23 protein-coding genes are annotated in these 22,923 nt (G+C 69.9%); 16 read left to right on the top strand and 7 right to left on the bottom strand.

Annotated elements, in window-relative coordinates; translation table 11 throughout:
* Positions 1-7: 7 nt before the first annotated feature.
* The 4 genes from RPQ07_RS02780 to RPQ07_RS02765 are packed head-to-tail and all read left to right on the top strand — an operon-like array spanning position 8 to position 2,865.
* A complete protein-coding gene (locus RPQ07_RS02780; RefSeq protein ID WP_313942372.1) occupies positions 8-811 on the top strand; it encodes an alpha/beta hydrolase in 804 nt (267 codons plus the stop codon).
* A complete protein-coding gene (locus tag RPQ07_RS02775) occupies positions 811-2,070 on the top strand; it encodes a PP2C family protein-serine/threonine phosphatase (RefSeq protein ID WP_313942371.1) in 1,260 nt (419 codons plus the stop codon). The genes RPQ07_RS02780 and RPQ07_RS02775 overlap by 1 nt, the downstream gene beginning before the upstream one ends.
* Positions 2,063-2,419, top strand: coding sequence for an STAS domain-containing protein (locus tag RPQ07_RS02770; RefSeq protein WP_313942370.1), 357 nt, complete (start codon positions 2,063-2,065; stop codon positions 2,417-2,419). Before RPQ07_RS02775 ends, RPQ07_RS02770 begins: the two co-directional genes overlap by 8 nt.
* Positions 2,420-2,433: 14 nt before the next feature.
* A complete protein-coding gene (locus RPQ07_RS02765; protein ID WP_313942369.1) occupies positions 2,434-2,865 on the top strand; it encodes a hypothetical protein in 432 nt (143 codons plus the stop codon).
* Between the two features lie 94 nt (positions 2,866-2,959).
* Here the strand turns inward: RPQ07_RS02765 and RPQ07_RS02760 are convergent, their stop codons facing one another.
* The 3 genes from RPQ07_RS02760 to RPQ07_RS02750 form a co-directional block, all read right to left on the bottom strand.
* Entirely contained in the window at positions 2,960-3,310 is a 351-nt protein-coding gene (locus RPQ07_RS02760; protein ID WP_313942368.1) for a PRC-barrel domain-containing protein, read from the bottom strand.
* A 222-nt stretch (positions 3,311-3,532) separates the two neighbouring features.
* Positions 3,533-3,988 (bottom strand): lamin tail domain-containing protein, encoded by a 456-nt coding sequence (locus tag RPQ07_RS02755; RefSeq protein WP_313942367.1) that lies wholly within the window; start codon positions 3,986-3,988, stop codon positions 3,533-3,535.
* Positions 3,989-4,156: 168 nt separating this feature from the next.
* Positions 4,157-6,022 carry a glycoside hydrolase family 15 protein gene (locus RPQ07_RS02750; RefSeq protein WP_313942366.1) on the bottom strand — a complete coding sequence of 622 codons (1,866 nt, stop codon included), beginning with the start codon at positions 6,020-6,022 and terminating at the stop codon, positions 4,157-4,159.
* A 208-nt stretch (positions 6,023-6,230) separates the two neighbouring features.
* Between RPQ07_RS02750 and RPQ07_RS02745 the strand changes: the two genes are divergently transcribed.
* The 11 genes from RPQ07_RS02745 (at position 6,231) to RPQ07_RS02695 (ending at position 17,324) form a co-directional block, all read left to right on the top strand.
* Positions 6,231-7,310 (top strand): LacI family DNA-binding transcriptional regulator, encoded by a 1,080-nt coding sequence (locus RPQ07_RS02745; RefSeq protein ID WP_313942365.1) that lies wholly within the window; start codon positions 6,231-6,233, stop codon positions 7,308-7,310.
* On the top strand, positions 7,307-8,854 hold the full coding sequence (locus RPQ07_RS02740) for a sugar ABC transporter ATP-binding protein (protein WP_313942364.1): 1,548 nt from the start codon (positions 7,307-7,309) through the stop codon (positions 8,852-8,854). Before RPQ07_RS02745 ends, RPQ07_RS02740 begins: the two co-directional genes overlap by 4 nt.
* On the top strand, positions 8,844-10,805 hold the full coding sequence (locus RPQ07_RS02735; RefSeq protein WP_313942363.1) for a substrate-binding domain-containing protein: 1,962 nt from the start codon (positions 8,844-8,846) through the stop codon (positions 10,803-10,805). Before RPQ07_RS02740 ends, RPQ07_RS02735 begins: the two co-directional genes overlap by 11 nt.
* 106 nt (positions 10,806-10,911) lie before the next feature.
* The gene (locus RPQ07_RS02730; RefSeq protein WP_313942362.1) at positions 10,912-11,826 is read left to right on the top strand and encodes a ribokinase; all 915 of its coding nucleotides are present in this window, start codon (positions 10,912-10,914) and stop codon (positions 11,824-11,826) included.
* Entirely contained in the window at positions 11,823-12,212 is a 390-nt protein-coding gene (gene rbsD, locus RPQ07_RS02725) for a D-ribose pyranase (protein ID WP_313942361.1), read from the top strand. Before RPQ07_RS02730 ends, rbsD begins: the two co-directional genes overlap by 4 nt.
* A gap of 94 nt (positions 12,213-12,306) precedes the next feature.
* Positions 12,307-13,137 (top strand): DUF4397 domain-containing protein, encoded by an 831-nt coding sequence (locus tag RPQ07_RS02720; protein ID WP_313942360.1) that lies wholly within the window; start codon positions 12,307-12,309, stop codon positions 13,135-13,137.
* A 631-nt stretch (positions 13,138-13,768) separates the two neighbouring features.
* A complete protein-coding gene (locus RPQ07_RS02715) occupies positions 13,769-14,296 on the top strand; it encodes a TspO/MBR family protein (RefSeq protein ID WP_313942359.1) in 528 nt (175 codons plus the stop codon).
* A 110-nt stretch (positions 14,297-14,406) separates the two neighbouring features.
* Positions 14,407-14,562: a DUF6131 family protein gene (locus RPQ07_RS02710; RefSeq protein WP_313942358.1), complete on the top strand. Its 156-nt coding sequence runs from the start codon at positions 14,407-14,409 to the stop codon at positions 14,560-14,562.
* A 337-nt stretch (positions 14,563-14,899) separates the two neighbouring features.
* On the top strand, positions 14,900-15,298 hold the full coding sequence (locus RPQ07_RS02705) for an ACT domain-containing protein (protein ID WP_313942357.1): 399 nt from the start codon (positions 14,900-14,902) through the stop codon (positions 15,296-15,298).
* 139 nt (positions 15,299-15,437) lie between these two features.
* Positions 15,438-16,133 carry a L,D-transpeptidase gene (locus RPQ07_RS02700; RefSeq protein ID WP_313942356.1) on the top strand — a complete coding sequence of 232 codons (696 nt, stop codon included), beginning with the start codon at positions 15,438-15,440 and terminating at the stop codon, positions 16,131-16,133.
* Positions 16,134-16,589: 456 nt separating this feature from the next.
* Positions 16,590-17,324 carry an NPP1 family protein gene (locus RPQ07_RS02695; RefSeq protein WP_313942355.1) on the top strand — a complete coding sequence of 245 codons (735 nt, stop codon included), beginning with the start codon at positions 16,590-16,592 and terminating at the stop codon, positions 17,322-17,324.
* A gap of 63 nt (positions 17,325-17,387) precedes the next feature.
* Here RPQ07_RS02695 and RPQ07_RS02690 read toward each other — a convergent pair whose 3' ends face one another.
* From RPQ07_RS02690 to RPQ07_RS02680, 3 genes are all read right to left on the bottom strand, one after another.
* A complete protein-coding gene (locus RPQ07_RS02690) occupies positions 17,388-18,251 on the bottom strand; it encodes an alpha/beta hydrolase (RefSeq protein ID WP_313942354.1) in 864 nt (287 codons plus the stop codon).
* A 106-nt stretch (positions 18,252-18,357) separates the two neighbouring features.
* Positions 18,358-19,314, bottom strand: a complete 957-nt coding sequence (locus RPQ07_RS02685; RefSeq protein WP_313942353.1) for an anti-sigma factor RsbA family regulatory protein — start codon at positions 19,312-19,314, stop codon at positions 18,358-18,360.
* Positions 19,311-20,180: an MEDS domain-containing protein gene (locus tag RPQ07_RS02680; RefSeq protein ID WP_313942351.1), complete on the bottom strand. Its 870-nt coding sequence runs from the start codon at positions 20,178-20,180 to the stop codon at positions 19,311-19,313. Before RPQ07_RS02680 ends, RPQ07_RS02685 begins: the two co-directional genes overlap by 4 nt.
* Positions 20,181-20,463: 283 nt before the next feature.
* On the opposite strand from RPQ07_RS02680, the gene RPQ07_RS02675 reads away from it, so the two are divergent.
* Positions 20,464-21,687: a PP2C family protein-serine/threonine phosphatase gene (locus tag RPQ07_RS02675; protein WP_313942349.1), complete on the top strand. Its 1,224-nt coding sequence runs from the start codon at positions 20,464-20,466 to the stop codon at positions 21,685-21,687.
* A 36-nt stretch (positions 21,688-21,723) separates the two neighbouring features.
* Here the strand turns inward: RPQ07_RS02675 and RPQ07_RS02670 are convergent, their stop codons facing one another.
* Positions 21,724-22,899, bottom strand: a complete 1,176-nt coding sequence (locus RPQ07_RS02670) for a serine hydrolase domain-containing protein (protein WP_413777692.1) — start codon at positions 22,897-22,899, stop codon at positions 21,724-21,726.
* Between the last annotated feature and the right edge of the window lie 24 nt (positions 22,900-22,923).

Here is a 22,923-nt window from a genome sequence, read left to right as displayed (position 1 = left end):
GAGCCATATGGACGTGCGGAGCAGAAATCATGTCAGGGTGACCGGCCGGGAAGACGGCCCGGTCGTGGTGCTGTCGCACGGGTTCGGCTGCGACCAGAACATGTGGCGCCTGGTGGCGCCCCATCTGGAGCGTGACTTCAGGGTCGTGCTGTTCGACCATGTGGGGGCCGGCCGGTCCGATCCGGCGGCGTGGAGCGTGGAGCGGTACTCCACGCTGGAGGGTTACGCCGACGACGTGCTCGAGGTGTGCCGTGACCTGGCATCGGGCCCGGTGACCTTCGTCGGGCATTCGGTGAGCGCCATGGTCGGGGTTCTGGCCGCGGCCCGGGAACCGGATGCCTTCGCCCGGCTCGTCCTGCTGACTCCGTCGCCCTGCTACATCGACGACGGGGACTACCGGGGAGGGTTCAGCGCGGCGGACATCGAGGAACTGCTGGAGTCCCTGGACAGCAACTATCTGGGCTGGTCGGCGGCGATGGCGCCGGTCATCATGGGCAACCCGGACCGGCCCGAGCTCGGGGACGAACTGACCAACAGCTTCTGCCGCACCGACCCGGACATCGCGCGGGTCTTCGCCCGGACCACGTTCCTGTCCGACAACCGGGCGGATCTCGCGCGGGTCACGGTCCCGACACTCGTGGCCCAGTGCTCGAACGACGCGATCGCCCCGCCGGAGGTGGGCGCGTACGTGCACGCCCAGATCCCGGGCAGCCGGCTGGTCACCCTGGAAGCCACGGGACACTGCCCGCAGCTGAGCGCACCGGAGGCGACCGCCGCGGCGATCGCGGCCTTCGCCGGTGCGACTCGATGATGTGCGACACGAGCGACGGCGGGCCTGAACCGTGCCCGGATGCCGAGCCGCCGGGTGACGACGAGGCGCGCTTCTCCGCCCTGCTGGAGGACAGTGCCGAGGACCTGTACGAGAACGCGCCCTGCGGCTACCTCTCGACGCTCCTCGACGGGCAGATCGCCAAGGTCAACGCCACGCTCCTGGACTGGCTGGGATACCGCCGCGAGGACCTCGTGGGCCGCAGGCGCTTCGCCGACCTGCTCACCGTCGGCGGCCGGCTCTACCACGAGACGCACTTCGCCCCCCTCCTTCAGATGCAGGGGGAGATCAACGGCATCGCTCTGGAACTACGCACGGCCGACGGAGAACGGCTGCCGGTGCTCGTCACCTCGACGGTCAAGACCGGCAGCGACGGCCGGCCGCTGCTGATCCGCACCACGCTCTTCGACGCGCGGGACCGCAGGGCGTACGAGACCGAGCTCCTGCGCGCCCGCCGGGAGGCCGACACGGAACGTGAGCGCCTCCAGAAGCTCGCCACCACCCTCCAGCAGACGCTGCTGCCGCCGGCTCTGGCGCCCGTACCGGGTCTCGATGTGGCCGCGCACTACCACATCGCCTCCATCGACCAGGTGGGCGGCGACTTCTACGACCTGTTCCCGCTGGCCGCCGGGACATGGGGCCTGTTCCTGGGCGATGTGTGCGGCAAGGGAACGGCAGCCGCGGCCGTGACGTCCCTGGCGCGCTACACGCTGCGCGCCGCAGCGGTGTACGACCCTGCCCCCGCCGCGGTGATCAGCAATCTGAACACCGTGCTGAACCACGAGTACCACGGGCACGACCCGCGATTCTGCACGGTCATCTTCGGTGTGCTGACCCCCGACGCCGACGGCTTCCGCGTCACGCTCGCCGGCGGCGGGCATCCGCCGGCCCTGCTGCTTCGGGCCGACGGCACCGCCGACTACCTGCCCACCCCGGGAGGACAGCTCGTCGGCGTCCTGCCCGACGCCCACGTCGCCACGGTCGCCGTGCGTCTCGATCCCGGCGACACACTGATCCTCTACTCCGACGGCCTGACCGAGGCCCGTACCGACACGTCCGCCGAACGCTGGGGTGACGAAGCGCTCCTCGACTTCGCGCGGGCCCTCGCGCCGACGACCGCGTCGGCCGCCGTCACCGCCCTGAGCGACCTGCTCGAATCCTTCGGCGCAGGCGTGGACGACGACGCCGCCGTCCTCGCCATCAGCGTGCCCCACCGTCCAGTGAAGAGCCACAGTGAGTGAACTGAGCGTCACCACCCGCACCGGACCGAACGGCCCGGTCGTCGAGCTGGCGGGTGAACTGGACCACGACACCGCCTCCGAGGTCCGATCCCTGCTGTCCGCACTGGAACTGCGCCCGGGCACACAGCTCGTCGTCGATCTGACCGACCTGACCTTCTGCGACTCGAGCGGGATCACCGTCCTCCTCGCCGCCCGCAACCACGTCCTCGCGGCGCAGGCCGCCATGGCGTTGTCAGCGGTCCCCGACGGCGTCCAGCGCGTCTTCCGCATCCTCGGCCTGGATCAGGTCTTCGTCACGTACCCGACCGTGGAAGAAGCGGTCGCCGCCTGGCCGCAGCAAACCGAATGAGGGAGAGCACACCGATGAACGGCCCTTCCGATCCGACACAGCGAGAGCGGACACCAGTGATCACCGAACCCGTGCCGGATCTCCAACTGCAGCTCCTGATCCGCCTCCTGGGCCAGGATCCCCGGATGAGTCTGCCCATCACGCTGAACGTCCCCGGCGCCGTCATCCACGGTGACCTGATCGCCCACGAGGCGTGGAAAGCGGACTGGGCGCAGAGTCTGCGGCGCATGGAAGGGCCCGGCGCTCAACTCCTCGCGTCCTTTCCCGAATCGGTGGACCAGGCTCTGGACGAAATGGCCGGCGACGACGGCCACCAGGGCCTTCCGCAATGGATCCACCTCCGGGACACGACCTGTTTCACCGGCACCCCTCATCCCGTGACCTCCGCCTTGTGGCGGGGGCGGTTGGCGGATGTCGCCGGCTGGTCACTCGGTAAACCGGCATGACCCGGGTTGCGCGCGTGAGAAAAAGCGCATGACAAAGAAGGGGGCCGACCGGAAGAATTTCCGGTCGGCCCCCTTCTCACGGGGTGCATGCCGTTCAGGCGAGGGGACGGCCGTAGTAGCCGCCGATCTCGTCGTGGTAGCCCGCGTCGCCGATGTGCTTGTCCTTGTCGAACTCGGGAGCGTCCTTGATCTGCTCCTTGGTCCTGTCGACGTAGATCTTCTCCTCGGCGGCGTCGACGCGGACGACGGTGCCGGCCGGCAGCAGGACATGCTTGCCGAAGATCCAGACGCCGGTGTCGACCACCAGGTAGGCCGCACCCACGTCGTCGGAGTGCTTGTCGACCTTGCCGATGTGACCGTCCGTCGCCTCGACCTTGAATCCCACCAGGCTGTGGCCCGGGGTGTATCCGGTCGTCGGCTGGTAGCCCCAGATGTTCTCGCTCATGAATGTCTCCCTTGTCGATCGGTCGCTGAATTCTTCGCCGCCGCCGAATAATTGACGGCGCGTCGTCAAAGGCAACAAGTAGGGGGTAGCGGTTGTCGGCCTCCGAGCCACCGAGTGCCCCCTCCCATTCCTGTCACACACGTGATCGGAAACGGGGCCGGAAATGCACGAAGGCGCCCACCCCTCGCGGGTGGGCGCCTTCGCTCTCGCATACTGCTCGGATCAGCACATCTTGTAGTCGACCTTGGTGGAGTTGTAGGCACAGGTGTCGACGGTCGCCCCGGTGGACCTCTTGAGGGTCGCCGTGTCCCGGTCGTTGTTCCATACGTACGCCGCCCGGCCCTGGTACCGGTTGGTCGCGGTGTTGGTGCCCTTGCCGGTGCGGATGGTCACCGTCTTGCCCTTGCCGAGGGTGTAGGCGCCGAAGACGTACCGGTGGTTGGCCGCATCCACGAGTGTCCAGCCGGTGAGGCTGACGGCCGCGGCGGTGGTGTTGCGGATCTGCACCCACTCGTTGGTGAGACTGGTGTTGGTGCGGGTGTCCGAGCCGGGGCTGTCGTAGTAGATCTTGTACAGGTGCACCGAGCCGGGTGCCGCCTGGGACGGCGTCGGCATCAGGACAAGGCCGCCGAGACACGCGGTGACAGCGGCAGCGGCGATGGAACGGGTGTGGAGCATGGGCGTCCTCGGATCAAGGCCGGGCACCCCCCAAATCGGGCCCGGCAAGACGCCCAGGTTAGGTCCAACCACCCCGGGGCGGGCGGTATTCGGGAATTCCGGAAGTATCGTGCATGTGTGCGACGTCTGGCGGCATGTGCAGGGGGACCCGCGTCCCGCTGCGGCGAGTCAGCTCATCCGGTGGTCGAGGTTGATCGCCGAGCTGATGAGGGCGAGGTGCGTGAACGCCTGCGGGAAGTTGCCCAGATGCTCGCCCGTCAGCCCGATCTGCTCGGCGTAGAGACCCACATGGTTGGCGTAGGTGAACATCTTCTCGAGTGCGAGCCGGGCACGCTCCACCTCGCCCATGCGCACCAGTGCCTCGACCCACCAGAACGAGCAGATGGAGAACGTCCCCTCGCTCCCGTCCAGTCCGTCCGGTGCCTCTTCCGGGTTGTAGCGGAACACCAGACTGTCCACCACCAGTCGGCGCTCGATGGCCTCGACGGTCGACCGGAACCGCGGATCGGTCGGGGAGAGGAACTTGACCATCGGCATGAGCAGCAAGGACGCATCCATGATCGTCTTCGGGTGACCGTCGTCGTCGGAGAGCCGCTGGACGAACGTGCGCTCTTCCGGATTCCAGCCTCGCGCCATGATCTGGTCGTAGATCTCGTCGCGGACCCGCATCCATCGGACCAGGTCCCCGGGCAGACCCCGCTGGCGGGCCATTCTGACCATGCGCTCGAGCGCGACCCAGCACATGAGCCGTGAGTAGGTGTGGTTCTGCTGCCCCGCCCTCGTCTCCCAGATGCTTTCGTCGGCGCCGTCCCAGTTCTTCAGCAGCCAGTCGAGGATGCCGCAGAGGTCGGACCAGCTGTCGTGCGAGATACCCGCGCCGTACTTGTTGAACAGATAGATCGAGTCGATCAGCTCGCCGTAGATGTCCAGTTGGCACTGACCGCTCGCTCCGTTGCCGATACGCACCGGATGCGATCCCCGGTACCCCTCCAGGTGGTCGAGCGTCTCCTCGGGGAGGATCGCGTCTCCGTCGATCGAGTACATGACGCGCAGCGGTCCCGCGGCGCCGTTCGTCGCGTTGCGCAGGCGCGCGGCGAGCCAGTCGATGAACTCCTGCGCCTCCTGCGTGAATCCGAGGCGCACCATCGCGTACAGGGAGAACGCGGCATCCCTGATCCACACATAGCGGTAGTCCCAGTTGCGCCGGCCGCCGAGTTGTTCGGGCAGCCCGAGGGTGGGCGCGGCGATGATCGCGCCCGTCGGTTCATGGGTCATCATCTTCAGCGTCAGGGCCGAGCGGTGGACCATCTCACGCCAACGGCCGGTGTAGGTCGACTGCTTCAGCCACTGGCGCCAGTACGTCACCGTGGCATCGAAGAGCTCGTCGGCGGCGGTGGCCTCCACCGGGTCCGACGTCGTGTCGTCCTCGTCGTCGGCCGTCTCCAGGATGAAGAGCGCCGTCTCGCCCTCGCGGAGGACGAACCGGGCGTGGGCGTCGGTCGCATCGAGCTCCAGGTCGACCGTGGACCGCACCGAGAGGCTGATCTCCCGGCCCGTGAACCGTACGCCCTGGGTGGTCCGCTGGGTGCGAGGCATTTCGCGGCCGTAGTCCAGTCGCGGTGCGATCCGCACGGACATCGTCATGTGGCCTCGTACATTGACCACCCGCCGCACGAGGCGCTGCCGGTGGTCGGGGTCCTTCTCCCGGAGGATGGGCATGAAGTCCTGGACCTCGACGATGCCGTGCTCGGTGAGCATCCGGGTGAGGAGGATGTTCGTGTCGGGAAAGTAGAACTGGTGGTGGGTGACGCTCTCGCACATCGGCCTGATCTCCCAGTAGCCGCCGCGCTGTGCGTCGAGCAGGGAGCCGAAGACGCTGGGGGAGTCGAACCGCGGGGCGCAGAACCAGTCGATCCGTCCGTTGGTGCCGACCAGGGCCGCCGTGCGCAGATCGCCGATCAGGCCGTGTTCGGCGATCGGCAGATACCCGTTCGGGTCGCTGTCCGTGGGCTCCTGTGCTCGCGCTGTGGTCATTTCCCGGCACCTCGCCACCCCGGTGACTCGTCCTGCCCAGTCTCACTCACCGGTGCGGCGAACGCACGCTGGTCACGATCCGGTATCGCTCTGCGGTCCGACCCTTGCGTTTCGGCCATGTAATCGATTCCAATCGGCCGTGTAATCGTTTCCATGGCTCACTGCCGTGGTGCGAGGCGCACGGAACCCACAAGGAGGTGGACCGTCGATGGCGAGCATCAAGGATGTCGCGGCCGAGGCCGGAGTCTCCGTTGCCACGGTCTCCCGCGTCCTCAACAGCCATCCCTCCGTCAGCCCCGGGGCGCGGGCCCGCGTCCTCGCCGCCGTCGACACGCTCGGTTACCGGCCGAACGCCGTGGCCCGGTCCCTGCGCACCGATCAGACCCGCACCCTCGGCCTCGTGATCAGTGACGTGCTCAATCCGTACTTCACCGAGCTGGCCCGCTTCGTCGAGGAGGAGGCCCGCGCGCTCGGCTACAGCGTGATCATCGGCAACGCCGACGAGCGGCCCGAGCTCCAGGACCACCATGTACGGACCCTGCTCGACCGCCGCATCGACGGTCTGCTCGTCTCGCCCGCGGACGGACGGTCCCCGCTGACGCTGGACGCGGCACGCGGCGGCACCCCGATGGTCTTCGTCGACCGCTGGATTCCGGGCGTCGACGTGCCCGTCGTGCGCTCCGACGGCCGGCAGGCCATCCGGGACCTCGTCGGCCACCTGCACGGCCTGGGCCACCGCAGACTCGCCATCATCGCGGGTCCCGCGGCCACCACCACCGGACGCGAGCGCGTCGACGCCTTCCGCGACGCGCTGCGTGAGCACGGGCTCCCGCTGATCGACGCGTACATCGGACAGGGCGACTTCCAGGCCGAGAGCGGCCGCCGTGCCACCGAGGCGTTCCTGGCGCTCGCCGAGCCGCCCGAGGTGGTCTTCGCCGCCGACAATCTGATGGCACTCGGAGCTCTGGACGCCATCCGTGGACACGGCCTGCGCGTACCGCAGGACATCGGGCTCGCCGCCTTCGACGACATCCCGTGGTTCCTGCACACCGATCCACCGATCACGGCGATCTCCCAACCCACAGCCGAGCTCGCCAGAGCCGCCGTCCGGGCGCTGGCCGACGTGATCGAGGGCAGACCCCCGAGCTCCGTCAGCCTCCCCGCGCGTCTGGTCGTACGCCGCTCCTGCGGTGAGAGCGGCGCGCATGCCGAAGCCCCCGGCACCCCCGAGATCCCGGAAGTCCCCGAAACCCCCGACCACCCCGCGAGCCAGAGGAGCAACTTGTGAGCCACCCCGACGAGTTGCTGCGCATCGAAGGACTGCGCAAGACGTTCCCCGGCGTCGTCGCCCTCGACGCCGTCGACTTCGACCTGCGCCGCGGTGAGGTGCACGTCCTGCTCGGCGAGAACGGAGCCGGCAAGAGCACCCTCATCAAGATGCTCTCCGGCGCCTACCGCCCCGACAGCGGACGCATCCTCGCCGACGGGCGCGAGGTCCGTATCCACAGCACCCAGGACGCCGAACGGCTCGGGATCGCGACCATCTACCAGGAGTTCAACCTGGTCCCCGATCTCACGGTCGCCGAGAACATCTTCCTCGGCCGTCAGCCGCGGCGGTTCGGGATGATCGACCGCCGCCGCATGGAGACGGACGCGGCCGCGCTGCTGGACCGCGTCGGACTGCGGGTCTCCCCGGGCGCCCTCGTCCGCGAACTGGGCATCGCCCGGCTCCAGATGGTCGAGATCGCCAAGGCGCTCAGTCTCGACGCCCGCGTCCTGATCATGGACGAGCCGACCGCCGTGCTCACCTCCGAGGAGGTGGACCAGCTCTTCCGTATCGTGCGGCAACTGCGCGAGGACGGCGTGGGCATCGTCTTCATCACCCACCACCTCGAGGAGATCGCGGCACTCGGCGACCGGGTGACCGTCCTGCGGGACGGCCGCAGCATCGACGAGGTCCCCGCGTCGACCCCCGAGGCCGAACTCGTACGGCTGATGGTGGGCCGGAGCATCGACCAGCAGTATCCCCGGCAACGCCCCGAGGTGGGCGAGCCACTGCTCTCGGTGCGCGGACTCACCCGGGGCGGCGTCTTCCACGACGTCAGCTTCGAGGTGCGCGCCGGTGAGGTCGTCGGCCTCGCCGGGCTCGTCGGCGCGGGCCGCACCGAGATCGCCCGGGCCGTCTTCGGCGCCGACCCCTACGACACGGGCACGATCGACGTGCGCGGCACACAGCTCCGCGGGCACGACGTGAACGCCGCCATGCGGGCCGGCATCGGCCTCGTCCCCGAGGACCGCAAGGGCCAGGGGCTGGTGCTCGACGCCACGGTGCAGGAGAACCTGGGCCTGGTCACCCTGCGCTCGGCCACCCGCGCCGGACTCGTCGATCTGAAGGCGCAGCGCGTCGCGGCCGCCCGGATCGCCGAGCAACTGGGCGTGCGGATGGCGGGCCTCGGCCAGCACGTCCGCACCCTGTCCGGCGGCAACCAGCAGAAGGTCGTCATCGGCAAATGGCTCCTCGCCGACACCAGAGTGCTGATCCTCGACGAACCGACGCGCGGAGTCGACGTCGGCGCGAAGGTCGAGATCTACCAGCTCATCAACGAGCTGACCGCTTCCGGTCACGCCGTCCTGATGATCTCCAGCGACCTCCCCGAGGTCCTCGGCATGAGCGACCGGGTGCTCGTCATGGCGCAGGGCCGCATCGCCGGTGAACTCACCGCACACGAAGCCACCCAGGACGCGGTGATGGCGCTCGCCGTCAGCGCACCACCCACGACAACCCCCGCACAGAACGACGCAGTGAACGAGGAGGGCCCCCGTGGCCAGTGACACGCTCAAGAACGACACGGGCAAGAGCGGCGCCTCCGCCTCGACCCTGCGCCGGATCCTGCTCGACAACGGCGCCCTGACCGCCCTCGTGGTCCTGGTGGTGGCGATGTCGCTGCTCTCCGGCGACTTCCTGACCACCCAGAACCTCCTCAACGTCGGCGTCCAGGCGGCCGTCACCGCGATCCTCGCGTTCGGCGTCACCTTCGTCATCGTCTCCGCGGGCATCGACCTGTCGGTCGGATCGGTGGCGGCGCTCAGCGCCACGGTCCTCGCCTGGATCGCGACGTCCGAGGGACTACCGGTCTGGCTCGCGGTCCTCCTCGCGATCGGCACAGGCCTGGCCTGCGGCCTCGTCAACGGTGCCCTCATCTCCTACGGCAAACTGCCGCCCTTCATCGCCACGTTGGCCATGCTGTCGATCGGCCGCGGACTGTCCCTGGTCATCTCCCAGGGCAGCCCGATCGCCTTTCCCGACTCCATCTCCGTGCTGGGCGACACGCTCGGCGGCTGGCTGCCCGTCCCGGTCCTCGTGATGATCGGCATGGGCCTGATCACCGCACTGATCCTCGGCCGCACCTACATCGGCCGCTCGATGTACGCCATCGGCGGCAACGAGGAGGCGGCCCGCCTCTCGGGCCTGCGCGTCAAGCGACAGAAGCTCGTCATCTACGCCCTGTCCGGTCTCTTCGCGGCCGTCGCCGGAATCGTCCTCGCCTCCCGGCTCGTCTCCGCACAGCCCCAGGCCGCGCAGGGCTACGAACTCGACGCGATCGCCGCGGTCGTCATCGGCGGCGCCAGCCTGGCCGGCGGAGTGGGCAAGGCGTCGGGCACGCTCATCGGCGCGCTCATCCTCGCCGTGCTGCGCAACGGTCTCAACCTCCTCTCCGTCTCCGCCTTCTGGCAGCAGGTCGTCATCGGTGTCGTCATCGCCCTGGCCGTCCTGCTCGACACCCTGCGCCGGCGCACCGGAACCACGGCGGCGGCCGCGGGCGCTCCCGGCACCGGCGGTCCGGGAAGCGGGAAACGCGGTGCGCTGAAGCTCGGCGTGGCCGCCGTGTGTGTCGCGGCCGTCGTCGGTGGTGTGTCCCTGCTCAACCCCGGCGGCTCCGGGACCACCACGAAGATCGGGATGTCGCTCTCCACTCTCAACAATCCGTTCTTCGTGCAGATGAAGGATGGCGCGCAGGCGGAGGCCAAGGCCGCGGGTGTCGACATCACGGTCACCGACGCCCAGAACGACGCTTCGCAACAGGCCAACCAGCTCCAGAACTTCACCAGTTCCGGCGTGAAGTCCGTCATCGTGAACCCCGTCGACTCGGACGCGGTCGGCCCGGCGGTCCGGACCGCCAACAAGGCGGGCATCCCGGTGATCGCCGCCGACCGCGGTGTCAACAAGGCCGAGACCGCGACCCTCGTGGCGTCCGACAACATCGCGGGTGGCAAGCTCGCGGCGAAGACGCTCGCCGACAAGCTCGGCGGCAAGGGCACGATCGTCGTTCTCCAGGGCACGGCCGGCACCTCCGCGAGCCGGGAACGCGGCGCGGGCTTCGCCGAGGGCCTCAAGGCCTACCCGGGCATCAAGGTCGTCGCGAAGCAGCCTGCGGACTTCGACCGCACCAAGGGTCTGGACGTCATGACCAACCTCCTCCAGGCCAACCCCGGCATCAACGGTGTCTTCGCCGAGAACGACGAGATGGCGCTCGGCGCGGTCAAGGCGCTCGGAGCCAAGGCGGGCACGTCCGTGTCCGTGGTGGGCTTCGACGGAACTCCCGACGGCCTCAAGGCGGTTCAGGCGGGCACGCTGTACGCCTCGGTCGCCCAGCAGCCCAGGGAGCTCGGGAAGATCGCCGTCCAGAACGCGGTGAAGGCCGCGCAGGGCAAGGAAGTGAGCAGCACGGTGAAGGTGCCCGTGAAGGTCGTCACCAAGGCGAACGTCGACGACTTCTCCTGAGCCGCGGTCGGAGGGCCGCGGGTTCGCCGCGGTCCTCCGATCCGCCGGATCCATCCGGTCCGGCAGCACACGTCCCACCCGAGAGAACGAGAAAGCAGGACCATCGATGCACGACCACGGCCCCCACGACCTGCTGGTCATCGGGTCGGCCAACGCCGACCTGGTGATCGGGGTCGAACGCCGCCCGGCGCCGGGGGAGACGGTGCTCGGCTCCGACCTGTCCGTCCACCCGGGCGGAAAGGGCGCCAACCAGGCTGTCGCCGCCGCGCGGCTCGGGGCGCGCGCCGCCCTGGTCGCGCGGGTGGGCGACGACGACCACGGCCGCCTGCTGCTCCGGTCCCAGAAGGCGGCGGGTGTCGACACCGCGGGCGTCCTCGTCGGCGGCGCGCCGACCGGCGTCGCGCTGATCACCGTGGACCCGTCGGGGGACAACAGCATCGTGGTGTCGCCCGGCGCGAACGCCCGGCTGACACCGGCGGATGTCAGGGCGGCCGAGGACCTCCTCGCCGCAGCACGCGTGATCTCGGTCCAGCTGGAGATCCCGCTGGACACGGTCGCCGAAGTGGTGGCCGTACTGCCGCCGACGGCCCGTCTCGTCCTGAACCCCTCCCCGCCCGCACCGCTTCCGCCCGACGTGCTCGCGGCGTGCGACCCCCTGGTCCTCAACGAGCACGAGGCGCGCTTCATCCTGGGCCCCTCCGCGGGAGCCACACCCGAGGAGTGGGCCGCGGGACTCCTGGCCATCGGCCCGCGCTCGGTCGTCATCACGCTCGGCGCACAGGGGGCGTTCGTCGCCGACACCCGGACGGGCGCTGCCGTGCACGTGCCGAGCCCGCGGGTGGAGGCGGTCGACACCACCGGCGCCGGGGACGCGTTCACGGCCGCCCTGGCATGGCGGATCGGCCTGGGCGAGCCACTCGCCACCGCGGCCTCCTTCGCCGTGCGGGTGGGTGCCGCCGCCGTCACCGGGCAGGGCGCTCAGGAATCGTTTCCCACGGCCGAGGAGGTCGCTGCCCTGTGAAGAAGACAGGCATTCTGAACCGCCACCTGGCGGGCGCGCTGGCGGAACTGGGGCACGGCGATCTGGTGCTGGTCTGTGACGCCGGTATGCCCGTCCCCGACGGGCCGCGCGTGGTGGATCTCGCGTTCCGGGCAGGAATCCCGTCGTTCGCGGATGTGCTGGACGGCCTGCTGGACGAGCTGGTGATCGAGGGAGCTACGGCGGCCCGAGAGGTCACCGATGCCAACCCCGAGGCCGCCCGTCTCCTCGCGCAACGGCTGCCGGCTCTGGACTTCATCACCCACGACGAGCTGAAGGCGCGCTCGGCGACGGCCCGTCTGGTGGTACGCACGGGAGAGGCGCGGCCCTACGCGAACGTGCTGCTGAGGTGCGGCGTCTTCTTCTGAGCGGAGGCCGGCCGCGCATCCGCCGGCCGCCCCGGCCGGGAAGTAGTGGCGAGACCCGCACCGAGCGAGTCCCGCCACGAAGGGATGCCAGATCATGAATTCCCGTACCCCCGCCGCAGTCGTCGCCTCCCTCGGCGCATGTGCACTGGCACTCGGTGCCGCCGCTCCTGTCGGCGCCGCTGACCGGAGCGCGGACCAGGCCATGGTCTCCGTCTTCCACGCCGTCCCGGGCCTGACGGTGGACGTCTACGCGAACGGTGACGAACTCCTGGGCGACTTCGAGCCCGGCACACTCACCGAGCCGCAGGCCCTCGCCGCCGGCTCCTACGATCTGAAGGTCTTCAAGGCGGGCGAGGGCCCCGACGGCACGCCCGCGATCCAGAAGACGATCGACGTGCCGGCCGGCGCCAATGCGACGGTCGTCGCCCATCTGTCGGCCGACGGCACACCTGAGCTCGACGCCTTCGTCAACAACGTCTCCAAGGTGCCGCCCGAAAAGGCACGGCTGACGGTACGTCATGTCGCGGCGGCACCCGCCGTGGACGTACGAGCCGGCGGAACACCGCTGTTCACCGGGCTGGTCAACCCTCGTGAGGCCACCGCCGAGGTGGACCCGGGCACGGTCTCCACCGATGTCGTGCTCGCCGGCACCGACACGGTCGCCATCGGACCCGCGGACCTGAAGCTGGCCGAGGGAACCGGCAACGTCGTCTACGCCTGGGGCAGCGCCGCCGACAAGAACCTCGCCCTCAAGGTGCAGTCGTTGGACGGCATGCAGTCCACCCCGGGTGCTTCCGCCGGGAGAACGAGTGCCATGGGCGTGACCAACTCCTCGGACTCCTGGCTCGTGTGGAGCGCCGCCGCGGGGATCACCGCTCTGGCGGGCGCGCTCGTCCTGAGCCGTCGGGCCCGCGAGCGTGCCTGATTCCCGGCAGTCGGCCCTGCCGGCCGGGCCTCCCCTCGTGCACGTCGTAGAGGGTCTTCGTTCTCAACGGCGCGGAGGAGGAGACGGTGGCGGAGCACCTCGATCCGGCGGACCTCGCGGAGCTGTCCCTGGGAACGGCGGGTGAGGCGGATCTGGAGGAGGAGGCCCGGCGGCATCTGCGGGACTGTGCGCAGTGCAGGCACGAACTGGCAGAGCTGCAACGCGTCGTGCGAGCCGCGCGTTCGGCCGGCCCGGCGGACCTGCTGCGGACTCCTCCCGGCAGGGTGTGGGAGGCGATCGTGAGGGACATGCGGGCGCCGTACGAGGTGGACACCCGGCCGTCCACCAGGGCTGCCGGGCCTGCCGAGGAGGGATCGCTCCGGCGGGCCTGGCGCCGCCACGGACCGACCCTTCTCCTCGCCACCGGGTGCTTCCTCGCAGGAGCGGCCGCGGGCGGTGCCGTGTTGTGGTGGAACAGACACTGGTGGAACAGGCACGCAACCGCGGTCCCGCGCACGCCCTCGCGCTCAGCAGCGCGGCCCGCGGGCCTTTGCCGCGCCGACGCAGACACTCTTCGGCCGTCTTCGGTCAGTCCTCGGTGGTTCGCCGGGCCGGGGGAAGAAGACGGGACATGAGGCTGATCAGCGAGCGCACCGACCCCGGTACACGCGTCCGGTGGAAGTACTACGTGGCCGCGGGGACCGCGGTCGCGGCGACGGCCGTCGCGGGATCGGCAGCCGTCGACCCGACGGCATCCTGGTACCGGGCACTGTCCAAGCCGCGGTGGCAGCCGCCCCCGTGGGTGTTCGGCGCCGTTTGGACACCGCTGTACGCGAGCATCGCCTGGGCGGGCGGCCGTGCCCTCGACCGGGCCTCACCCCCGGACCGGAAGCCCCTGGCGATCGGCCTGGCGGTGAATCTCACCCTCAACGCGGCCTGGAACTGGCTGTTCTTCCGGGCGCGGAGCCCGCGCGCCGGCCTCCTCGGCACCCTGGCGCTGGACCTGAGCAACACGCATCTCCTCGTCCGCACCGCGCTCAGCAGCCGCTCGGCGGGCGCCGCGCTCGTGCCGTACGCCGCTTGGTGCGCGTTCGCCACCGTCCTCAGCGCCGACCTGGCACGCCGCAACCCCAGGGGGTCCGGGCTGCGGCCGGCATGACCGGGCCTGAGCGTCGGGCACGGGCTCAGTGACCGGTGCGGACGGCGCGTGGTTTACCGCGGCGAGATGAGGCAACCCGGCTGGTGCGGGACTCACCATCGGAGGACGCAATGATCATTCTCGGTCTCATCCTGCTCATCATCGGTGCCATCGCGGGCATAGGCATCCTGTGGACCATCGGGCTCATTCTGATCGCAGTCGGAGCCGCACTGTGGATTCTGGGAAAGGTGGGCCACGCCGTCGGTGGTCGCCAGCACTACTGGTGACCGGCGACTGACCGCCGGCCCGCCGGCCCGCCGGCCGGCACAACGGTGCGCCCGCACGACGGGACAGGGCAGGTACCCCCTCGGGTTCTCGGGGGTACCTGCCCTGTCGCTGTGCGTGATCGGCCGAGGCTCGGGAGTGACCCGCGCGAGGTCCGTGATGGCCCCGGTACGCACGTACGCGCCGTGTGACGGGTGCGAGCAGTGGGTGAGCGCCACCTGTGGGCGGCTCTCCGCATCCCGAGGCGATGGCCCGCTCCCCACCGCTGCCGCGGGGGCGGAGGTGCCGTGCCCGCATTCGGTGGCACCCCGGATAGCGTGGTGATCATGAGTGGTGATCATGAGTGGTGAGCGGGACCTTCGGAAACTGCTGAGCGGTATGCGCCCCGAGCTGAACCCCGGGCGTTATGTGTTCACCTCGGTCGACGGCGGTGTCCCCCGGGGTGTCACCCCCGTGGTCACGGTCACGGAGCCGGAGGGGCTGACGTTGGTGCTTCCCGTGGAGGAGGCCGACGCGGCGGGCCTGGCCTACGACTACATCGCGGGCTGGATCACCCTGCGTGTCCACTCCGCCCTGGATGCCGTGGGACTGACCGCCGCGGTCGCCGGTGAACTCGCCGACGCGGGCCTGAGCTGCAACGTCGTCGCCGGATTCCATCACGACCACCTCTTCGTCGCCCACGCGCGCGCGGGCGAGGCGCTCGGTCTGCTGGAGAACCTTGTGCGGCGTTCCGGATGATCTGACCGCACTCGTACCTCCCTGTGGCTGTTGTCACATACGGGCTCAGGGGGTGGAACTGGTGCTTGGTGCAACTAATGTGGCTTCTCCGTCGTCTTCCGGGCGACAGCGCACCATGCACGAACGAGGAGTGTCAGCCGTGGGGGACATACGTCGCCGGGGAGCCGTCGTACTCGGGATCACCGCCCTGGTGGCCCCGCTCTCGGTGGTCGTGGGGAGCACGACCGCCCAGGCGGCTTCCTGTACGACACGGACCGGCACCTATCAGAAGCAGGTCGAGCGGTTCCTCGGCCGCCCGGTGGACGGCAAGCAGTCGGTCAGCGACTGCAAGGCGATCCAGGCGTTTCAGACCAAGCACGCGATCAGCCCCGCCGCCGGCCTGGCCGGTCCCGTCACCTGGGGTGTCATGGATCTCATGAACCGGCAGAAGGCCGTCGGCCGGAACCCGAACAAGGCCGGCGCGTGCCCCGTGAACAGGGGCCGGATCGCCTGTGTCGATCTGACGCTCCAGCTCAGCTGGATCCAGGACGGAACGAAGCTCGTCCACGGACCGGTACCCGTGCGCACCGGCCGCGACGGGCACGAGACCCGCACCGGGCTGAAGAAGGTCTCCTGGCGCGACATCGACCATGTCTCCAGCCTGTACGAGACGCCGATGCCCTACAGCCAGTTCTTCGACGGAGGCCAGGCCTTCCACTCGGTCGGCATCAGCGTCTGGGGTCAGCCCGGCTCGCACGGCTGCGTGAACATGACCAAGACCGACGCCGCCGCGTACTGGAAGCTGCTCCGCACCAACGACGACGTCTTCGTCTACGGCCGCAAGCCGGGCACCTGAGCGCACCACCCTCCCCCGGGAGCCGGCTGCCGATCCCTCCGAAGGCGCCGAGCGCAACCGGCCGAGCGATGAATGAACCAACTCCGGTCACAGTGCTGCCATTCGGCTGCGCCTCCTGAACAACACCGGGCAGAATCCTGCGCAGTTTGACTTCATGCCCATGCCACGCGGGAGCTTCCCCGGGCCCAACCCCCCTTCCTCTCCGCAGTATTGGGCGTTCCTTCACCAGAGCGACATCTGTCCACTCTCCGGAGGCCGACGGACGCGGGAGACGGTGCTCCGGGCATGCCGCAGCCGGACTGCCCGTCCCGCGACGGTGTCGATCAGGAGGACGCAGTGAACAAGAAGTGGTCGTCGAGGGCCTTCGGGCGCCCCACGCAGCCCGCCGTGTCCGCGGACGGTGCCTCCACGGCCCGCAAGCCGAATCGGTCGCGGCGGGTGGGCAGACTGTCGCTCATGAGCTTCGCCGGAGCCGTCGTCCTGGTCGTGGCGTCACCGGCCACCGCCTTCGCCGACCCCCCGCGCGCCCTCCCCGGCAACGCCAGCGGTCTCGAGCAGACCTTCCAGCCCGCCTACGACTACGACCGCGACGGCTGTTACTCCTCTCCCGCCATCGGCCCCGACGGGACGATCGCCCCGGGCCTGAAGCTCGGCGGTGACGTCAACGGCAACTGCCGCGATCTGTCCGACCTGGAGAACACCAACGGGTACTCGCGGGAGAAGTGCAACAACGGGTGGTGCGCGATCGTCTACGCGCTCTACTTCGAGAAGGACCAGGTGTCACTCGGCGGCGGCAGCCTCGGTCACCGCCACGACTGGGAGCACGTCGTGGTGTGGGTGCAGAACAACCAGGTCGAGTACGTGTCGACCTCCGCACACGGCGGGTTCACGGTGCACAACCGTTCCCAGATCCGCTTCGACGGAACACATCCCAAGATCGTGTATCACAAGGACGGTGTGAGCACCCACACCTTCCGGGCCGCCAACTCCGGTGACGAGCCGCCGGAGAACCACAGGGGTACGTGGCAGTTCCCGGCGCTCGTGGGCTGGAACGGTTATCCCTCGGGCCTCCGCGACAAGCTGAGCGCGGCCGACTTCGGCAGCGCCACCCTCGGCATCAAGGACGATCAGTTCAACTGGCACCTCTCCAGGGCCAAGCCGGCGAACATCCCGTTCGACCCGAACGCCTGACCGTCGGACCGGCCCCCTCCGCTCACGGACGGGGGCCGGCCCGTCTCGGGCCCCGGTGCCCTGTCACGCGGGACGTCCGGGCTCCTGCTGGGCGAGGAACCCGCCCACGGTGTCGCGGAAGCGGAGCGGGTCGTCGAGCCACGGGTAGTGACCGGCGTCGGGCTGGACGGCCAGTTCGGCCCGGGGAAACAGCTCCGCCACGGCGGCGGCGACGCGGGGGAGCGGACCACTGTCGAGAGCCCCGGCGAGGACCAGCACCCGGGCGTCGAGGGATGCCATGACGGCCCGGGCGGCGGCAGGGTCGAAAGCTCCGGAGGCGGCATACGCCTCCGCCGCCTCGGCGTTGCTCTGGGCGGCCTCGGATGCCGCGTGCGTCTGTGCGGCCGCGTCCCAACGGCCGTAGAAGAAGGGGCTGATGGCGTCCCAGTCGGCATCGGTCGCCGAACCCGCCCAGACGGCTTCCCAGGCCTCCTGGGCGGAAGCGAACCACGGCTCGGCGGCGCGCAGGAGAGCGGCCTCCCGGCGGTGCTCGTCGGTGAAGTCGATGCCGAGCGCACGCGCGCGGGAGGTGATCAGTGAGAGGGAGCGAACCCGATCCGGATGTCGCGCCGCGTGGAGCAGCGCGAGATCACCGCCCGCTGAGTGGGCGAGTACGTCGACACGCTCGAGTCCGAGATGCGCCCGCAGCCCTTCGACGTCATCGACCTGCCGGTCGCAGCGGTAGGTCGCCGGGGTGCCGGGAAGGCCCGATCCGCCTGTGCCCCGCAGGTCGAGCAGGACGAGTCGGCGCTGCTTCGACAGCCCGCCGAGATCTCCCAGATACGCGGAAGCGCGCATGGGTCCGCCCGGGATGCAGAGCAGCGGCTCACCTTCTCCCACGAGGTGATAGGTGATGACGGTCCCGTCGGAGGCGGTGAAGGCAGGCATGCACCAACCCTGGTACGGCAGGATGATCACCGCAACTGGATGGTCCCGCCGGCCAACGGCCGTCTGGTGTGGTGCCGTTGGCGGCTCGGGCTGCCCGCCCGTGCCCTCAGCGGGTGAGTGCCATATGGAGCCGTAGCGTCAGGCCCGTCTCGGCTGCCCGTACCTCGACGAGGTCGCAGAGGTGGTGGATCATCCAGAGGCCCCGGCCACCGTTGGCCGAGGCGATGGACGGCCGGCGACGGCCGGCCAGGGGGTTGGACAGCCGACCGCTGTCACGGACTTCGGCCACGGCCGCGCCGCTGTCGTTCGTCCACAGGCGCAGTGTGCCGCTGCCGCCGCCATGAGCGATCGAGTTGGCGGTCGCCTCGCTGATGGCGAGGACCAAGTCGCTGCGTCGCCCGAAATCGAGCGAGGTGCCGAGGGCCCATGTCTCGGCGTGTTCGCGTACGAGGCCGAGCTGGCCGCGGCTGTAGACGAGCGAGGACGCCTCGGCCGGTTCCGGTAGCGGCTCGTCGCAGTCCGCGCAGACGACGGCAGGGTCGATGTACGCGGGACTGGCCTGGTGGCTGCCGTCCTCGATGAGTGTCGGGTGGGTGCGGCGGGCGTTCGCGAGGATCGACTCGCCGAGCCGTTCGACGTCGTAGGGACAGAGAATGGTGGCCGTGCGGCCGGCGAAAGCCGTGTTGATGAGTGCCTCGTGCCGCGTCGCTTCGAGGACTTCCTCGTGGGAACGGGACGGCCAGATCGGCTCGCCGACGATACGGGCGGACCGCCCGGTATGGCGGTCGGCGAAGCCCTGCAGGGCGGACAGAATGCGGCCGGGATTGACGCCGAGGACGGTCATGTCCTTGAAGTCCACACCGCTGCCAGGGGCGCCGATACTGTCGCGCAGCGCGGCCAACTGCGGCCCGGGTACGGCCACGAGCACGGGTTCGTCCGCCTCCAGCGCCCGGGTGACGAAGCCGCCCACCTCCGCCACGTACTCGTCGAGACCGCGGTAGAAGAGGCCGGGATGGACGAACGCTTCGGTCTGCGGCTCCCGGACAACCTGCGCTTCGCTCATGCTGCCACCTCCAGCACCGTGCACTCGTCGGGGAACAGTTCGGCCACACGTTGCAGGGAGGGCGGTGGCCACTGCAGCACGAGACGACGGCCCTGACTCCTGAAGGTACCTGCCGTCTCCACCAGTGCCCCGACCGCGTCCATGCCGAAGAACCGCGTCCCGGACAGGTCGAGACGGACCACGCTGCCGGGCATCCGGGGCAGGGTGTCCAGTACCGCGGTGAGGGCGGTGCGGGTGTCCGTGTCGGCGTCGCCGCGCAGCCGCAGGCCGGAGCTGCCGGTCAACGGGACGGCCGTCAGGGGCGCGTCGACCCCCGCGACGTGGGTGAGGGACGGCGACAGATGGATGTGATGGGCGGCGAGCAGGATGTCCGACTGCGTGTCACGCCGGTCGTAGAGACATGTCCCGGTCAGCGGGAGATCCGCGTACACCTCTGCCTCGACCCGCAGTTCGTACTCCAGCAGACGGTCGGCCCCCGGTGGTCGCCGCAGGTGCCAGTTCATCTCGCCGACCACGCGCAGTCCCGGATACCCCTGGGCCACGGCGTCTGCGCACGCTTGGCGCAGCCCCGCGATCAGCAGGTCCGGATCGAAGGGGAGCCGCTCCAGGTAGCTCTGGTGGGTGTCCGTCACCCGCAGCTGCCCGCTGCCCAGCAGCGTGTCCACGTCCACGCCGTCGGAGCGGAGCAGAGAAGCGATCGCCGACGGCTCGGCCGTGTCGGCGAAGAAGCGGATCTGCTGCCCCTGCGCGAGTCCCTCGCGCACCGACGCGGTCACCGTGGCTGCCCACTCGGCGCGACTGCGGTAGGCATGGCAGGCATGGACGCCCCGTGGCGGGGCCGGCCGACCGCCGCTGACTGCAGGCACCGTTCCTCCTCGCGAAGCGGCGGTCTCATGACGCCTCCGTGCACCGCCCGAACGTCGAGACTACAAGGCCGGAATCCGTCGCGCTGAGGATCCGTCCCGGAGAGTGACGGGAGGTGACCGCGGGCCGCCGGTGCCGTCCGGTCCGGACCCTGCGTATCGGGTCTCGTGTTCGCTGCCCCTCGTGCGGTGAATACCAACCCTCGCGAAAGGGGTGAAAGGCTCGTAAATTGATCAGTGGTGAGTGGTGAGCGGCGAGGCAGCGGACATGTGAGCACGTGATGCCATGAGACTCGACTACGCAGCGTTGTTCTTCGCGACGCCCAGTCCCTGTCTCGTGCTGGACTCGGACCTCATCATCGTCGATGCGAACCGCGCGTATCTCCTGGCGACGGTCCGCACCAGGGAGGATCTGGTCGACCGCTTCGTCTTCGACGCCTTCCCCGACAATCCGGGGGACCCCGACGCGGAGGGCGTGCCGAGCCTCGCGTCCTCGTTCCGCCGGGTCCTGGACACCCGCAAGCCGGATTCCCTGGCGCCGCAGCGCTATGACATACCGCTCGTGGACAGCCCCGGTCAGTTCGAGGAGCGGTGGTGGTCCACCACCAACACGCCCGTCTTCAGCCCGACCGGCGAAGTCGCCTGGATCCTTCACCGGGTCGAGGATGTCACCGCCTTCCTCCAGGACATCCGGCGGCGCGGCCCCGACAGACTGCGGGAAGCGGGAATGGAGGCCGAACTCTACGGACGTTCGCGCGAGTTGCAGCGTGTCAACGAGGAACTGCGGCAGGCGCACGCACGCGAGCGCCAGGTGGCGGTGGCCCTTCAGGAGGCGATGCTCCACGTGCCCGACCTGGACAAGCACCAGGACATCGCCGTGCGCTATCTGCCCGCCGTCGGATCGCTCAATGTGTGCGGCGACTGGTACGACGTCGTCGATCTCGCGCACGGCATCTTCGCCCTCGCGGTGGGGGATGTGGTGGGGCACGGGTTGCAGGCGGCGACCGTGATGGGCATGCTGCGCAGCGCCCTGAGCGCGGCGACGCGCGCCGTCGACGGTCCGGCCAAGGCCCTCGAAGTCCTCGGCCTCTACGCCCGCTCCGTCGAGGGAGCCGTGGCGACCACCGCCGCCGTGGTGACGATCGACACCAGCCGGTGCCTCATGACGTACAGCTGCGCCGGCCACCCTCCACCGATCCTGATGCGCCCGGACGGCAGCTGGGAAGCGCTCGACCAGGCGACCGACCCCCCACTGGGCGCCCGCCCCTCCCACGTTGCCCGCCCACAGGCGAGCCGCCCCTACACCCCCGGCGCCATGCTCGTCCTCTACACGGACGGACTCGTGGAGCGACGGGGCGAGGACATCGACGTCGGACTGGACCGGCTCGCGGGTGCCCTGTCCCACCACCGGCAACTCGGCGCGGAGCGCCTGGCCGATGCCGTGCTGGGCGAACTCGACGTCAGCGGCGGGGCGGCCGACGACATCGCGCTGGTCATCGTCCGGCTGTGACCGTCGGGGGCCGGGCGCTGTGGGCCGGCCCAGGGATCAGTCCTCGGGGGGCGGTGGAAGGAACGCGGCGCGGAGGATGCGTTCGCCGACGGGGTTCATGCCCTCGGCCTTCGCGTCGAGCGCATGGACCGCGTACACGAGCGTCCGGGACAGGTTCCTGGTCGCCGCGATGATGGTGCTGTAGCCCGGCCGGGACCCGGTCTTGAGCCACAGGACGAGTCCGCCGCCCGCGTCGTAGCGCTGAAGCCCCGCGCTCAGCACGGCGCCCTTCACGTCCGCCACCGTGAACATCTCCTTGTCCAGCAGGGGTTGTGGGACCAGGCTCCCGCCGAACAGCGCGAAGAGAAGCTTCTCCAGGTCCGCGGTGGTGGAGATCATGTCGCCCGCCGCCCACCGGTCCGACATGTTCCACAGCGTCGCGTCGACGACCGTGCCGTCCGCCAGCCTCTGGTAACCCCGGTTGTGCGGGCCGTGGATGCGCGGGTCGGGACCGCTCGGGAAGGAGGTGTGCCGCATACCGGCCGGCCCGAAGATACGCACCTGCGCCTGGTGGCGGTAGGAGTCGCCCGTGACCTTCTCGATGAGCATGCCGAGGACCGTGTAGTCGATGTTGGCGTACCGCTGCTTCCTGCCCGGCCCTTCGTCCGGTCCCTGGTAGGGCCCCTTGGCGACGGAAGCGGCCACCACCTCTTCGGGCGTGAGGGTCCTGAACCGGTTCTCGAACCCTTCCGCGTTCTCCGGACCGAGAGAGGCGCCGGGCTGCAGCCCGCTGGTGAAGGTCAGCAACTGCCGTACGGTGATGGGGCCGAAGGCGTCCGTCAGCAGGCCCGGCAGATATCTCTGCACGGTGCCGTCGAGATCGATCTCCCCCTCCGCGGCGAGTTGCAGCACGATGGCCGACGTGACCACCTTGGTGGTGGACCCGGCCCGGAACCGCGCCCCTTCCAGGGCCTTGCGGTTGCTCCGCAGATCGTGCACCCCCGCGCTTCCCCGCCAGCTTCCCCGGCCAGCGACGCGTACGAGGGCCGCCGTCGCGTGCTGGTCGGGAAGCCCTCGCAGGGCCTGCTCCAGGGCCGCTGCGTCGGGTCCGGTCGCCTGACCGGCCGTCACCCGGGCGTCGGGCGCCACAGCAAGGGCGGGCGGTGCGAGCGCGCCCGCGCCGAGACCCAGGACGAGGGCGGCGGTCAGAGCGGTACGTCGGGGAATGCTCAAGAGTTGCTCCCTGGTGTGGACGGG

This window comes from Streptomyces sp. AM8-1-1, assembly GCF_032229325.1.
In the GTDB taxonomy this organism is placed as follows: Bacteria; Actinomycetota; Actinomycetes; order Streptomycetales; family Streptomycetaceae; genus Streptomyces; species Streptomyces achmelvichensis.
The sequence above is the reverse complement of the archived record's forward strand: the minus strand, read 5'-3'. Positions and strand labels throughout refer to the sequence as shown.

What these genes read in the sequence shown, in the direction of transcription:
- RPQ07_RS02780 (WP_313942372.1), top strand. Translation starts at nt 8, where the DNA reads ATGGACGTGCGGAGCAGAAATCATGTCAGGGTGACCGGCCGGGAAGAC.
- RPQ07_RS02775 (WP_313942371.1), top strand. Translation starts at nt 811, where the DNA reads ATGTGCGACACGAGCGACGGCGGGCCTGAACCGTGCCCGGATGCCGAG.
- RPQ07_RS02765 (WP_313942369.1), top strand. Translation starts at nt 2,434, where the DNA reads ATGAACGGCCCTTCCGATCCGACACAGCGAGAGCGGACACCAGTGATC.
- RPQ07_RS02760 (WP_313942368.1), bottom strand. Translation starts at nt 3,310, where the DNA reads ATGAGCGAGAACATCTGGGGCTACCAGCCGACGACCGGATACACCCCG.
- RPQ07_RS02755 (WP_313942367.1), bottom strand. Translation starts at nt 3,988, where the DNA reads ATGCTCCACACCCGTTCCATCGCCGCTGCCGCTGTCACCGCGTGTCTC.
- RPQ07_RS02750 (WP_313942366.1), bottom strand. Translation starts at nt 6,022, where the DNA reads ATGACCACAGCGCGAGCACAGGAGCCCACGGACAGCGACCCGAACGGG.
- RPQ07_RS02745 (WP_313942365.1), top strand. Translation starts at nt 6,231, where the DNA reads ATGGCGAGCATCAAGGATGTCGCGGCCGAGGCCGGAGTCTCCGTTGCC.
- RPQ07_RS02730 (WP_313942362.1), top strand. Translation starts at nt 10,912, where the DNA reads ATGCACGACCACGGCCCCCACGACCTGCTGGTCATCGGGTCGGCCAAC.
- RPQ07_RS02720 (WP_313942360.1), top strand. Translation starts at nt 12,307, where the DNA reads ATGAATTCCCGTACCCCCGCCGCAGTCGTCGCCTCCCTCGGCGCATGT.
- RPQ07_RS02715 (WP_313942359.1), top strand. Translation starts at nt 13,769, where the DNA reads ATGAGGCTGATCAGCGAGCGCACCGACCCCGGTACACGCGTCCGGTGG.
- RPQ07_RS02710 (WP_313942358.1), top strand. Translation starts at nt 14,407, where the DNA reads ATGATCATTCTCGGTCTCATCCTGCTCATCATCGGTGCCATCGCGGGC.
- RPQ07_RS02705 (WP_313942357.1), top strand. Translation starts at nt 14,900, where the DNA reads ATGAGTGGTGAGCGGGACCTTCGGAAACTGCTGAGCGGTATGCGCCCC.
- RPQ07_RS02695 (WP_313942355.1), top strand. Translation starts at nt 16,590, where the DNA reads ATGAGCTTCGCCGGAGCCGTCGTCCTGGTCGTGGCGTCACCGGCCACC.
- RPQ07_RS02690 (WP_313942354.1), bottom strand. Translation starts at nt 18,251, where the DNA reads ATGCCTGCCTTCACCGCCTCCGACGGGACCGTCATCACCTATCACCTC.
- RPQ07_RS02685 (WP_313942353.1), bottom strand. Translation starts at nt 19,314, where the DNA reads ATGAGCGAAGCGCAGGTTGTCCGGGAGCCGCAGACCGAAGCGTTCGTC.
- RPQ07_RS02675 (WP_313942349.1), top strand. Translation starts at nt 20,464, where the DNA reads ATGAGACTCGACTACGCAGCGTTGTTCTTCGCGACGCCCAGTCCCTGT.